General features: G+C 41.2%; 14 protein-coding genes. 6 read left to right on the top strand and 8 right to left on the bottom strand.

What is annotated here, in order from left to right:
- From L6I86_RS25695 to L6I86_RS25675, 5 genes are all read right to left on the bottom strand, one after another.
- Entirely contained in the window at positions 1-906 is a 906-nt protein-coding gene (locus L6I86_RS25695; protein ID WP_236291252.1) for a fumarate hydratase, read from the bottom strand.
- Between the two features lie 22 nt (positions 907-928).
- The gene (locus L6I86_RS25690) at positions 929-1,291 is read right to left on the bottom strand and encodes a succinate dehydrogenase/fumarate reductase transmembrane subunit (RefSeq protein WP_236291251.1); all 363 of its coding nucleotides are present in this window, start codon (positions 1,289-1,291) and stop codon (positions 929-931) included.
- A gap of 82 nt (positions 1,292-1,373) precedes the next feature.
- On the bottom strand, positions 1,374-1,787 hold the full coding sequence (sdhC, locus tag L6I86_RS25685; RefSeq protein ID WP_236291250.1) for a succinate dehydrogenase, cytochrome b556 subunit: 414 nt from the start codon (positions 1,785-1,787) through the stop codon (positions 1,374-1,376).
- Positions 1,788-1,815: 28 nt separating this feature from the next.
- Positions 1,816-3,552: an FAD-binding protein gene (locus L6I86_RS25680; RefSeq protein WP_236291249.1), complete on the bottom strand. Its 1,737-nt coding sequence runs from the start codon at positions 3,550-3,552 to the stop codon at positions 1,816-1,818.
- On the bottom strand, positions 3,552-4,274 hold the full coding sequence (locus tag L6I86_RS25675) for a succinate dehydrogenase/fumarate reductase iron-sulfur subunit (RefSeq protein ID WP_236291248.1): 723 nt from the start codon (positions 4,272-4,274) through the stop codon (positions 3,552-3,554). Before L6I86_RS25675 ends, L6I86_RS25680 begins: the two co-directional genes overlap by 1 nt.
- A 124-nt stretch (positions 4,275-4,398) precedes the next feature.
- On the opposite strand from L6I86_RS25675, the gene L6I86_RS25670 reads away from it, so the two are divergent.
- From L6I86_RS25670 to L6I86_RS25645, 6 genes are all read left to right on the top strand, one after another.
- A complete protein-coding gene (locus L6I86_RS25670) occupies positions 4,399-5,154 on the top strand; it encodes a GntR family transcriptional regulator (protein WP_236291247.1) in 756 nt (251 codons plus the stop codon).
- 23 nt (positions 5,155-5,177) lie between these two features.
- Positions 5,178-5,963 carry a sulfite exporter TauE/SafE family protein gene (locus L6I86_RS25665; RefSeq protein ID WP_236291246.1) on the top strand — a complete coding sequence of 262 codons (786 nt, stop codon included), beginning with the start codon at positions 5,178-5,180 and terminating at the stop codon, positions 5,961-5,963.
- A gap of 116 nt (positions 5,964-6,079) precedes the next feature.
- Complete coding sequence (locus L6I86_RS25660) at positions 6,080-6,358, top strand: UxaA family hydrolase (RefSeq protein ID WP_236291245.1); 279 nt, start codon at positions 6,080-6,082, stop codon at positions 6,356-6,358.
- Positions 6,359-6,361: 3 nt separating this feature from the next.
- Complete coding sequence (locus L6I86_RS25655) at positions 6,362-7,519, top strand: UxaA family hydrolase (protein WP_236291244.1); 1,158 nt, start codon at positions 6,362-6,364, stop codon at positions 7,517-7,519.
- A gap of 198 nt (positions 7,520-7,717) precedes the next feature.
- The gene (locus tag L6I86_RS25650) at positions 7,718-8,509 is read left to right on the top strand and encodes a FadR/GntR family transcriptional regulator (RefSeq protein ID WP_236291243.1); all 792 of its coding nucleotides are present in this window, start codon (positions 7,718-7,720) and stop codon (positions 8,507-8,509) included.
- Positions 8,510-8,550: 41 nt separating this feature from the next.
- The gene (locus tag L6I86_RS25645; RefSeq protein WP_236291242.1) at positions 8,551-9,600 is read left to right on the top strand and encodes a YeiH family protein; all 1,050 of its coding nucleotides are present in this window, start codon (positions 8,551-8,553) and stop codon (positions 9,598-9,600) included.
- A gap of 378 nt (positions 9,601-9,978) precedes the next feature.
- Here the strand turns inward: L6I86_RS25645 and L6I86_RS25640 are convergent, their stop codons facing one another.
- From L6I86_RS25640 to L6I86_RS25630, 3 genes are all read right to left on the bottom strand, one after another.
- Positions 9,979-10,260 (bottom strand): hypothetical protein, encoded by a 282-nt coding sequence (locus tag L6I86_RS25640; RefSeq protein WP_236291241.1) that lies wholly within the window; start codon positions 10,258-10,260, stop codon positions 9,979-9,981.
- Between the two features lie 304 nt (positions 10,261-10,564).
- A complete protein-coding gene (locus L6I86_RS25635; protein WP_236291363.1) occupies positions 10,565-12,304 on the bottom strand; it encodes an ABC-F family ATP-binding cassette domain-containing protein in 1,740 nt (579 codons plus the stop codon).
- 170 nt (positions 12,305-12,474) lie between these two features.
- On the bottom strand, positions 12,475-12,621 hold the full coding sequence (locus L6I86_RS25630; protein WP_236291240.1) for a hypothetical protein: 147 nt from the start codon (positions 12,619-12,621) through the stop codon (positions 12,475-12,477).
- Positions 12,622-12,948: the final 327 nt, after the last annotated feature.

The raw sequence follows: 12,948 nt of genomic DNA, 5'->3' as shown, positions 1-12,948 counted from the left end.
TTAATAACTAATTACAACCGATTGACTTTCTTCAAATGTAGCTCTTATCCGGCGTGCTGGCCAGCACATCATATTGACGGCAACTGGATTCATTGTAATATGTGTATCAGCCGTCTCGATATGAACTGCGAGAGCTGTAACAGCCCCACCTAATCCGTTCGGTCCGATTCCAGTTAGATTGATCGCGTCCAGTAATTCTTCTTCGAGCGCCGCAATGGTTGGATCTGGATTAGGCTTACCAATCTCTCTGGCCGCTGCTTTCTTGGCCAATGCCGTACAGAGGTCTGCCGTCCCCCCCATTCCCACCCCAACTAAGGTTGGTGGACATGGATTCGCTCCTGAATTGATGACACAGTCGATAATGAATTTTTTCGCGCCGTTAAGCCCTTCAGCTGGATATAACATTTTGAGATAACTCATATTTTCAGATCCAGAACCTTTGGGTAGCGCCATCAGCTCGATGGACGATCCCTCCACAAATTCCCAATTGAGCACTGGAACTTTCTTGCCGATTGCCGTTCCTGTATTTTTACGGGTAATCGTATCGCATACACTTGAGCGTAAAGGATGCTCCAAGGTGGCCCTTTTCGTGCCTTCGCGAATGGCTTCTTCCAGTCGAATCCCATCGAAACGAACATTTCTGCCGATTTTAATGAAAAAAACAGGTATGCCCGTATCCTGGCAAATTAGCATATTTTCTTCATCAGCCACATCAATATTTTTTAAGATCGTACTCAAAATTTGTTTTCCGGTTGCATATGTTTCTTTATCATAAGCCCGCTGTACGGCTGCCCGAATATCAGGAGGAAGATCTTTTAATGACCGAATATAAATTTCTTTACATGCGTTCTCTATTTCCTTATAAGTGCTTTCCTCGACTTGCCAACTCGTTTGCATATTGCTCATTCCCATAGCCTCCCTCATTTTGTTAACCCATGGTCATAATTTTGATTAAAGCTGCACCGCCCCAAAGGGAAAATACAATTCCTACTATCATCAAACTAAGACTCCAGCGTTTAATAATACGACTGTTGCTTGTATAGTCAAGAACGATATTGCGTACGCCATTTAACCCGTGAAATAACGCAAGAGCAAGCAAGCTAAAATCCAAAGCGATATACCCAAATGTACGTAATCGATCTACTAAATTTGGATAACTTGGATGCACGTCAGGATGAGCATAATGCAAGTTCCACATATGAATCACTACCAAGAAAATAAGAGCGACACCACTGACTCTTTGAAAAAACCAAGTGAGAACATTTCTTCTTATTTTAGATGTCGAATCCAAGGTTATATCTCCTTCCTAATTAGGTATGGGGTTCCCGAAAAGTAATAGGGATAAGCTAAAAAGCATAACTTTATTGGGTTTTTTAAAGGAATGCTCGAGTAAACAGCCATATAAATATAACTACAGCAAGAAAACAAATGAGCGCAAACAACTCTTTTTGTCTTTTAACAAAAAAACCCATATCCAATAACACCAATCGAATACCATTTAAAGAATGAATAATAACACCAGCAAGTATGATTAAATCGAAAAAGAGAAAGACCGGATTATGAAACAGAACCCGAAAGACCCCATCGAAGGCTCCTTCCCCCATGAACATAGCAGTTCCCATTGTACCAATGTGTGCTAGTAAATATAGTAATAACCCTACACCGGAAATGCGGTGAACAAGCCAAGCTTTCATCCCTACAGAATGGCGTCGCAAGACATCTACCTTAGAAATTCGCGGGTCTACATCAATTAATTTGTGATCTTTCGTTATTTTTACTTCACTCATCTGGTTCACTCTCCTAACAAATGCTGAGTTAACTTGCTGCGACCTTAACTCTGGCAACTTCCCCAAATATCTCCTCTGGCTGGACATGAGTAAATTGAACTTGGTGAATCTCTGTCTCAGGCCCTTTCGTACCTTTTTTCATGAAAATATTTTTGTACCAATTCTCATTATCGGTTACCGGACAATCAGTTCGGAAGTGCGAACCTCGGCTTTCTGTCCGCAAATAGGAAGCTAACGCGATCATTTGTCCGATCTCCACGATGTTTTTAACATTCAACACTTCATGCCATGCGAGATTATAATCTCTTACCCCAGCTACGCTAATTCGTTTCACTCGATCTGCATATTCCGCTAACTTTTCAATAGCAATTTTGAGATCCGGGCCATTTCGTACTAGTCCTACTTTCTCCCACATCAAGTCGCCAACTTCTTTACGCAATTGAAATGGGTTCTCACCTTTTTCCCGTTTAAAAGGCTGCATCATTTGGTCAACAACTAGATTCACCTGGCTTTCAGAAATTCTATGACGTTTCACTCCCATCACATATTCAGCAGCTGCATCTCCCGCTCGTGCACCGAATACCGTGGAGTCGGCAACTCCGTTCCCTCCAAGTCGATTGGAACCATGAATCCCACCTGCATCCTCACCGGCTACAAACAATCCGGGTATCCCACTAAAGCAATCCTTATTAATCGTGACTCCACCCATATGAAAATGTCCGGTTGGACTTACATCTACGGGTTCCATACTTAGATCGCGACCAACATCTTTGCATCGATCAACCATGCCCGGGAACATTTGCAACACTTTTTCACGGCCCAAATGTGCAACCGATACTTGTACGCCACCCAATCGAGTCCCGCGTCCGGCCATAATCTCCATGTAGGCTGCTCGCGCTACACGGTCCCGCGTTGAACGTTCCATCCGTTCCGGATCATACTTTTGCATAAATCGTTCACCGAGTGAATTATATAGATGGCCGCCTGCTCCTCGCAGCCCTTCCTCCAATACGCCGCCATTCAGTCGCGAGTTTTCCGCTAGCAATCCTGTTGGGTGGAATTGCATCATTTCCATATCTATGAAATTTGCGCCCGCCCGATAGGCCATTGCCATGCCGTCTGCCGCTTTTTCCAGGGATGGAGCAGCTATTCGATACATACTTGCTCCGCCGCCAGTTCCGATAATGACAGCTAAAGACTCTACCACAATAAATTTTCCTGTACGTAAATTTAACATTAGACATCCTGCCACAACACTCTGATTGTCATTATATAAAAGCTCGACAGCACGTACTTCATCCCAACAAATGACACTTTCCTTGGCATAAAGTTGATCCCTTAATCGGTTAATAATTTCTATTCCCGTTAAATCTTTTCTATGTACCGTGCGGTCAAACGATTGTCCGGCAAATGCCTTCTGATGTATCGTTCCATCCGGATTGCGGTCAAAGAAACATCCCATCTTCATTTCCAACTCGCGAATTCGTTTGGGTGCATCGCTGACTAACGTCCACGCCAATTCTTGGTTATTAATCATACCGCCGCCTTTAAGGGTATCTTTGAAATGCATATCGAGGGAATCGTTCGGATTCAGAACGACATTATAACCGCCTTGAACCATACGGGTACAACCGCTTTTCCCTACCAGTCCTTTTGCAGCTACAATGATCTTCAATTTGGGATTACTGTCGTAAGCATGATGGGCGGCAAATAGTCCTGCACCACCGCTTCCAAGAATGAGAATATCACATTGGACACGTTCCATTATTTGCTCCCTCCTTTAAATGCAGCGGTAACTGCGCGCGTTTTTAGCTTTTGAATGGACCAAGTAGGTGCTAGCTTTTTCGGGCAAACTTCCATGCAATTAAAAAGGGTATGACAACGGAGAACACCATCCTCGCCTGCAGCCACCTCCATCCGCTGCTTTGTCCCTTGATCGCGTTCATCCGCAACAAGTGTATAAGCACGATTTAATGCAGCCGGACCAATATAGCTGTCGTCCAAAGAGACTAACGTACAAGCCGAATAACAGGCTCCACAGGTAATGCAGTCGATATTCTGATCAATTATTTCACGTCGGTCCGATTCTGGTGGAATAACGGCAAAGTCATTGGCTGCTTCTTCAGTTGGAACAAAATAAGGTTTTATTCGCTGCCATTGTTTAAAGAAAGGATCCATATTAACGGCAAGATCTTTAATAATCGGCAAATTCCGCAGAGGACGCACTGTAATTTCCGAACCAAGTTTTGCAATTTTCGTCCGGCATGCGAGTCCTTCTTTATTATTCATGATCATTCCGCAGGATCCGCACATGCCAAGGCGGCAGGAACAGCGAAATGAAATCGTTTGATCTTGTTCGGTAAGAATAATAAATAGCGCATCTAATACCGTCATATTCTCTCTTGCATCCACAATATAAGAATCATACCTGGCCTCCGTATCGACATCTGGATGATAACGAAGCACTTTGATTTTCACATCCGCCACATGGATCCCCCCAATTTCAAAATCTTTTCTCCCTTAAATGTATTCAATCGTTATAATATGTATTATAATGTTATAGAACAATACGTCAATCATTAATTTCTAAATTTAGGAGGCTTATATTCATATGATAGATCGTACTAGTCACATCAGCATGTATGCTCAAATTGCAGCCATTCTCGAGTCTGCCATTCAATTAGGAGAGCTTCAACCCGATCAAAAGATTCCTACGGAAGCAGAGCTTATGGAAACATACAATGTTAGCCGAATGACTTCCCGACAGGCCATTGAAATTCTACATGAAAAAGGGTTAGTTGTCAGAAAGCAAGGGAAAGGAACTTTCGTCACGGGTCCAATGCTTAAACAAGAGTTAGGAGGCATGGAGGCATTTTATGATTCATTTTTGCAAAAAGACTTGGAGCCTAAGCTCATTGAAATGAAACTCACGGATACGCCTGATGATGTCATCAGCCAATTAGGGGAACAATTTACACAATCCCTTTTCTTAAAACGGATCTACTACCGGGACGAAGAGATTTATGGTTTCAGCCTTATGTATTTGCCAGGGGAACTAGCTTCTACCGTAACCTGGCAATTGGCCGAACAGAATGCCGGTTACACACTTCTCACAAAGCATGGCGGATACACATTGAAAAATGCTAACCTAACCATCCGTGCCCTTTCTGCTAATAAAGAGCAATCTGAACTCTTGAAAATTGATCCTAAGGAACCTTTGATCCAGTTGTCGCGAACTAGCTTTACCGCAGAGGAAAAACCAATCGAGCATATCAAGCTTTATTTGAGGTCTGACTTGTGTGAGCTGAACATGAATGTACCAGGCAATTCCTTCTTAGTTGATGGAATTAGGAAACCGGAAAAATAAGTAACATATGCGGAGATGATACCATGTCATTTGCTTTGGTTCTCATTGGATTAATCGGTGGCATATTAACGGGGCTGATGTCAGTTGGAGGAGGATTAATTCTCACTTTTCTATTACTGCTCACCCCTCCTTTGTTCGGACAGGAATACAGTATGCATATGATTGCTGGGATGGTAATCGTCCAGACTCTTTTTTCTTCAAGCTCGGGTCTGGTTACGTATTGGAAAAACCATCTCATTGATTGGTATCTGCTTCGATATATGGGACCTCCCTCATTGATTGGCGGTACAATTGGCAGTGTTTTATCGAATCAGATGAGCCATGAGCTGTTAACCGCCATTTTTGCCATACTTGCGCTGATTGCAACGGCCTCCATGTTTCTGCAGCGGGTTAAAGCAACCTCCCCTCCATACCAAAATAAAACATGGGCTGTCAGTTTAGGCCTCGGTATCGGATTATTAGGCGGTATGTTTGGTTTAGGTGCTGGTTTTTTGTTGTTACCGGTTTTGATGAATGTATTTAAAATCGAATCTAGAACAGCCGTGGGTACTGGACTGGCGTTAGGACTACTTCTTGTGGTCGGTGCTCTCATCGGAAAAACGTTTGGAAGTGCTGGAACTGGCTTCCCATGGATCGAAGGTCTCATTTTAGCCATAGGTGCTATCCCTGGCGGACTAATCGGATCACGACTCGCAAATAGAATGAAATCTAGGTCCCTTCAATCCGTAATGTCCGTTGCGCTCATTCTCGTTTCGATTAAACTTTGGGCGGATCTGCTTCACGTTTATGGGCTTGTACCAAAATTTTGAAATTGTTATTGTCAAAATAGAATTGTCAGATTATACTGAGTTCATAATTGGTAATACCACTTACCTATTACCCTTATGATAGGTACCAAAAATTAACCTTCAAGGAGGCTTACACGATGCACAAGTTTCTAATTCACAAGCAAGGAGATCATGTCGGTGTGGCTACATCGGACATTGAATTCGGCGAGAAAGTGATCGGTGTCTATATGGATGACGAAACAACCATTGAGGTTATAGCCAATAGCTCCATCCCTCTTGGTCACAAAGTATCCATTGCTCAATTGGCTCCTAAAGCTCATGTTCTGGAATACGGCTTGCCAATCGGTTATGCGCCAGACGGTTTCAAAATCGGCGATTATGTTCATACCCACAATATTAAAACTTTGAGGTGGTAGAAGATGACAAAACAACTTTATGGTTATCGTAGAGAAAACGGTGATGTAGGCATTCGCAATCATGTAATCATTCTTCCAGTAGACGATATTTCCAATACGGCTTGTGAAGCTGTAGCTCGCAATATTCAAGGTGTGATGTCCCTTCCCCACGCCTATGGGCGCCTTCAATATGGGAAGGATCTTGAGCTTCATTTCCGTACTATGATCGGCACAGGTTCTAACGCAAACGTAGCTGCCGTGATCGTCATTGGTATTGAGCCGAATTGGACGAAGGTCATTGCTGATGGAATTGCCAAAACCGGTAAGCCAGTCGCTTCTTTCTCCATCGAAGGAACAGGTGATCTGGAAATTATTCGCCAAGCTTCATGGAAAGCAAAAGAATTCGTTCAATGGGCTTCTGAATTGCAGCGTGAACCTATCGAATTAAGAGAGCTAAAGGTTAGCATTAAATGCGGTGAGTCCGATACAACAACAGGACTAGGCTCTTGTCCTACTGTAGGTCAGGCCGTTGACCGTTTGGTTGATGCCGGTGCAACTGTATTCTTCGGGGAAACCTCAGAGCTTACAGGCGGCGAGCATCTGATTGCGGATCGCTGTGCAACTTCAGAAGTCCGCAATAAGTTTATGTCCATTTACGATGATTATATTACTGAAATAAAATCCCAAGGTGTCGATCTACTCGGTTCTCAACCTACGCAAGGTAACATTGCTGGAGGACTGTCAACGATTGAGGAAAAAGCTCTTGGCAATATCGAGAAAACAGGCTGTAAGCCAGTAATTGGTGCTCTTGAACCAGGCGAAATGCCTCAAAATGGGCCTGGACTCTACTTTATGGATACATCGTCCGCAGCCGCTGAGTGCATTACACTGATGGCCGCCGGTGGAGCGGTTCTACATTTCTTCCCTACAGGTCAAGGGAACATTATCGGCAATCCGATTGAACCCGTTATCAAAGTTACAGCAAATCCAAAAACAGTAAACACCATGAGTGAACATATCGATGTTGACTGCAGTGGACTATTATCCCGTGAAATCAATTTAACTGAAGCTGGCGATCTGCTGATGGATTACCTCTGCCGTGTTGTAAACGGCCGTTTGACTGCAGCAGAAGCGCTTGGACATAAAGAGTTCGTTATGACCAAGCTGTATCGAAGTGCTTAAGACCCCTGAGTTCAAATACGCAGCAATTCATCATAGTTGGATGCCCTTCGGGGTATCCAACTATACATGTATTTGTTAGCTTCATCCTTCCGAAAATCGTGAAATGGATGTCTTTAGATCACTATTTTGCTATAATAAATCCGTTCATTCACGAAGTCTGTCCCTTGTAGAGGGTTAAGAGAAAGAAGGTTGGTACGCGTGTTTAAATCGATAAATGAAGAACGCAAAACATTTTCGCGCAAAGTGGTCGAACATATCCATGAACTACTCGCTTCCGGTCAGCTTAAACCCGGTGATAAACTTCCTTCCGAACGTGAATTGGCGGAAATGATGAATGTCAGCCGACCAACCATTCGAGAAGCATTCAAAATTTTATCAGCAATGAATTTACTTAACATTCGCCAGGGTCATGGCGTTTTTGTTGCAGACCAAAGCGCGCGACTTGACAATTTAGCCTCCTATTTGTTTTTGCAGACCGACACGATCTATGAATTGTTCGAAGTTCGAAAGATGATTGAAACGGAGAGTGCCGCAAAAGCAGCTAAGCGAGGAACGTCTGACTTCTTGGAACAAATCTACGAAACGACACGCGATTGTTACAATAAAGTCATCGTGCAGCAAGAGTTTCAAACCAAAGAAGAACGTGATAAGTTTATGTCTGAATCCGATCAACAGTTCCATTTGACAGTCGCTGAGGCAGCAGGTAATGAAGTTGTTATGCGGGTCATGACTAATTTGATTGATTTGCTGCGGGAAAGCAGGATGCAATCCATGAAAATTCCGGGGCGGGTTGAGCAATCACTAAAGGAACATATGCTTATTGCAGAGGCCATTAAAGATCGCAACGCAAAGCTAGCACGCTCGAGAATGTTCGAACATCTAAGCAGTGTCGAAAGAACACTCCTCGTTGAACTCGAACTTGCAGGAATACCGGTCAGCTTAAAGGATGAAAGCGAAGAACCTACAGACATATCTATGAAGCCGCTTTAGTTATTTTGTTGAAAGAAATTTGGCGATGGGAGATGTTAGTATTGCAGATTCCTAATATACAGCCGAGTCCTCTCGGAACAACCGCTGTAAGTGATATGGCTAGTTGGAAAAAGCCCCTAAAAGGTATCGCTTTAACAGCTACGCTCGCTGTTTTGGCGGGCCGTATTGCAGAAGCCCCCTTCTTTTCCATAATGGGTATTATGATTATTTCCATCATGCTTGGTGTCCTATGGAAATCCGTGATGGATGTTCCTGTAGGTGCCAGTATCGGGATAACGTTTAGCAGCAAGTTTTTGCTTCGCGCAGGGATTATTTTGATGGGAGTTCGCTTAAATTTCAATCAAATTTTGAATGCTGGAATGCGAGTCGTTTTGATCGACATCATCGTGATTGCATTTACTCTAATTACTATGATCTTCTTGGGCAAATGGTTACGGGTTGATAAGACGTTAGGGGTTTTGATTGCCGTTGGTACCGCGGTTTGCGGTGCGGCTGCCATTGTCGCTGTTGCACCTTTAATAGGCGCAAAAAAAGAACAAACGGCAATTTCTGTCGCTTGCATAGCAATTTTGGGGACTATTGGCGCTGTTTTTTATATTTTTTTATACCCTTATTTTGGGCTTGATCCTTATACTTACGGAGTTTTCGCAGGCTCTACGCTGCATGAACTAGCACACGTCATAGCAGCTGGAGTTCCCGGCGGAGATATAAGCAGTGAGACAGCTATTCTGGTCAAGCTTGGCAGAGTGGCTCTTCTGATCCCTGTTGCTCTTCTATTGAGTTACTTCTATCGTACCGGTGAGCGAACAGAAGCGGTTAAAAAAAGTTGGAGAAACCTACCCGTTCCTTGGTTCATCTTCGGCTTTTTAGCTATGAGTATGGTAAATACGACTGGTCTATTGCCCTCGTCGTTTATTCACTTCTTAATTACGGCAAGCGTTTTCTTAATGTCTATTGCAATGGCAGGACTTGGTCTGAGTATCAACATGACGGATTTCAAAAAAGTAGGAAGAAACACGATTGTTTTGGCTATTGTGGGATTTGTAGCGTTGACTATATTGGGGCAGGTACTTGTATCCGTTTTTTACTAATTCTTTTCATCTATAATTACAAATGGTGTTCGACAGTAACGGTAGCCGTCAATCTGATGGTATGCCGTTTTTTCGTTTTAAAACAGCCTCACTCTTGCCATTAAACTTCCGATCGCCAATCACCTTGTTTAAACTCTTTAATGTAACAAACGAATGCGACGCATAACAAAAAACTGCAAATAATTTCTTTAACAAATAACATAGAAATCAACCTCACTTTCTTTTAATTCCGATTGGTTTACTTGTATTAATGATACAAATAATTTTAAATTTTGTCAATCAACCAAACAGTAATGATGGATATTGGGGAACTATCAATTCCCATTTAGTCAGACGAAAAAAGCCACTTTGGCAAGTGGCTTTGTAATCATTAAAACCTTATCCCCGATTACTTATTAGAATTAAGGATCCTGATTTATTTCGCATGCTATTTCTTTGTTGTAAACGTTCAGCTTTAGCTGCATCAATTGCCTCTTCATGTTCTGCTCTAACCACACAATTCCATCTGAATGAACACGCACTGATACTGCTTCCTAATCGCTCGGCGGCTTCTGAAAATGCCTTCAATTCGTAACTTCCTTGACGGATATGCTTAAGTACTATTCCTGCTAAAATTGCGTCATTTTCGTGGAGCAACATTTCATTATTTCGTTGTCTCATGTGTACACCTTCATTTCCTTATTCTCCATTTTTGCCTACTTAAACGCATTTTATTCTCACTCATATATTATGTGCCTCCATTATATATTTCCCTTTTAAAGGAATGACACCTTTAGAATAGCTGCTTAAAGTATCCAAAAATAAGCAGCACCAAATACCCTCAAGTTCAAACTTACAGGACAGTCTACTGCTAGTTTGCAATCGGATAACTAAAAAAGCCCGCGGTTTACACGGACTTCATTCGGACAACGTTCTTGTCGACCGACAATTAGTTTGCAGGATCGATTTAATCGAGCGTAAGGATTTAAAGCAACTTAATCAGCTTTTCTAGCTCATCAACCAATACTTTTGCAAGTTCAAAATTAGTATCTTTTAAAGCCAATTCTATTTTCATTTCAAGCGATTTTTTATTTTGTTCATTTTCTAAATAGTCTCTATCAAAATGACTAGCATAAATCATCTGTCTAAATTTTCGCATACTCATTTTTCTAATCGTCTTATCGTCAATGATTAACACATAATCCATACCATTTACAACAGAGTAGAAATCATGAGAAATCATGAGAATCGCACCTTTATAGTCTTCAATGGCTTTCTCCAGCGCTATTTGTGTATAGGTGTCCAAATGGCTTGTCGGTTCATCAAGAAGCAATACGTTTGCTTTACTGGCAGATACTTTAGCCAATTGAAGCATGTTTTTTTCTCCGCCAGATAAAGAGGCTATCTTTTGATTAACGATTTCTCCTTCAAAGCCATAGTTTGACATATACGATCTGACCTCATCATACGTTTTAAACCCAGCATCGATGAATTCTTCTAGTATTGTATTAGAATCCTTTAGTACTTCTCCTTGATTTTGAGATAGATAAGCTACTTTAACATCAGCATTTATTTCAATTGAAGCATGATTATTGTTAAAGATATCTCGAAGTAAAGTCGTTTTCCCGGTACCGTTTGGACCAATAATGGCTACTTTATCCGTAGATTTTATCTCAAAGTTAACATTGTCTAGAAGCAACTCATCAAACGAAACTTGATAATTATTGACATTTACAACAATGGTGTCTTCAATCTCATTTTCAATACCAAAACTAATATTCGGTTGCTTAATATCAACAAATGGCGCTTTAATTCTACGCGCTTCTAATCTTTCTTGAAACCTAACTCTAGCTTTTAATGCTCTACCTCTAGATGCTTCTGAATTATACGTTGCAATAGCTCTAAGATTATCAATAATGTTATCGTATCTCTCAATTTCTTCTTGTTCAGCGACTGCGATTTCTTGCAACTCAATTTTTGTCTGAAGTAATGAGAAATTATACGCAATATACCGCCCATCAAACTCTTGGATCTCCATGTTTTCAAGGTGTAGAATTTTGTTAAAACAATGATTCAATAGATATCGGTTGTGCGTAACGACTAGCAGCATTCCTTTGTGAGAGTTAATCAGATTTTTAAGCGCATTTAGGTTTTCAAAGTCTAAAAATACATCGGGTTCGTCCATAATCAATAAATCTGGACTACTAAGCATTTCCTTCATCACTTGAATAAGTTTGAATTCCCCACCACTCAGGTCGGATACCCTAAGATCTTTTAGCTTCATGAGGTTTGCGAAATTTAGTTTCTTATTAATGTTGCTTTCAAAATCAGCCCCACCGATTGAATCAAATGTGTCTAAAGCTAATTGATACTTTTCTAATAACGCATCCATATCCGATGATGTTTCCATCTCCGTACAAATAGATGTTATTTCATTTTGTAGCTTAATAAATTCTTCCCCAATATATTCAAAAACGGTTGTTTCTTTCGTTTTGTCGAATTGTGGGAATTGACTTACATGCCTAATTTTGCAAGTCGGATCTATTTCTAACATGCCCTCGAACAAATATCTTTCTGGATCCATCAGTATATCGATCAGTGTACTTTTCCCACTGCCACTTGTTCCTATAAAAGCGCAATGTTGTGTCTCTTCAAGCGTAAATGAAATGTTTTTATATAATTCTTTTTGCGGAAATGAGAAGGACAAGTTTTCAACTTTTATCATAGTATTACCTTTCTTTATAACTAAATTAGTGACCATTAGTAGATGTATTGAATAGCACAGATTTCGAGTTTACCGTTGTTAGAATAACACTTGTTACAAACAACTTCAATCAATTCACATTAAAGTTGTTCGTTAAATCGAAAAAGTTTCTAATATCGAGAATTTATCGATTACCTCCATGTCCAATTAACGCTCGTAGCGTCAGTTCCTAAATTGTAGATTAATTGATAAATTTTGAGCAGGTCATCGTTAAATTGATCCGTTGCTTTATCGTGATCGGCGGATTTATACGGAATTGGAGCTCTGAATTGGGTCACTTCATCGTCCCGCTGTAGTTGAGTGTATGTGTAGTAGACATTCCAAACACTCCTTTTCCTATAGACTACTTCCTACTAAAGCTAATACGGCTTGTTAACTACGTTATCCTGACCATTAGCTTAATAACAAAAAGAGACACACAACAACGGGCTGTGTGTCTCTTTTTATAAGACCTTTATTATATTCTTTACGTCTGTCGGCAAACGGAGATTTTTTTGTGATTCGATCCAAAATTTAAAAATATACTATAAATAGGTGAATTGGTGTCGCAGATTTGCGCGGCCATTAATGAGATAAAGTTATTGTCACTCGACTGTTGTTGTTGT

The organism is Paenibacillus allorhizoplanae, assembly GCF_927798215.1.
Lineage (GTDB): Bacteria > Bacillota > Bacilli > Paenibacillales > NBRC-103111 > Paenibacillus_E > Paenibacillus_E allorhizoplanae.
The sequence above is the reverse complement of the archived record's forward strand: the minus strand, read 5'-3'. Positions and strand labels throughout refer to the sequence as shown.

Coding starts and splice junctions, on each gene's coding strand:
- L6I86_RS25655 (WP_236291244.1), top strand. CDS start 6,362: ATGACAAAACAACTTTATGGTTATCGTAGAGAAAACGGTGATGTAGGC.
- L6I86_RS25640 (WP_236291241.1), bottom strand. CDS start 10,260: ATGAGACAACGAAATAATGAAATGTTGCTCCACGAAAATGACGCAATT.
- sdhC (WP_236291250.1), bottom strand. CDS start 1,787: ATGAGTGAAGTAAAAATAACGAAAGATCACAAATTAATTGATGTAGAC.
- L6I86_RS25635 (WP_236291363.1), bottom strand. CDS start 12,304: ATGATAAAAGTTGAAAACTTGTCCTTCTCATTTCCGCAAAAAGAATTA.
- L6I86_RS25670 (WP_236291247.1), top strand. CDS start 4,399: ATGATAGATCGTACTAGTCACATCAGCATGTATGCTCAAATTGCAGCC.
- L6I86_RS25680 (WP_236291249.1), bottom strand. CDS start 3,552: ATGGAACGTGTCCAATGTGATATTCTCATTCTTGGAAGCGGTGGTGCA.
- L6I86_RS25660 (WP_236291245.1), top strand. CDS start 6,080: ATGCACAAGTTTCTAATTCACAAGCAAGGAGATCATGTCGGTGTGGCT.
- L6I86_RS25665 (WP_236291246.1), top strand. CDS start 5,178: ATGTCATTTGCTTTGGTTCTCATTGGATTAATCGGTGGCATATTAACG.
- L6I86_RS25695 (WP_236291252.1), bottom strand. CDS start 906: ATGAGCAATATGCAAACGAGTTGGCAAGTCGAGGAAAGCACTTATAAG.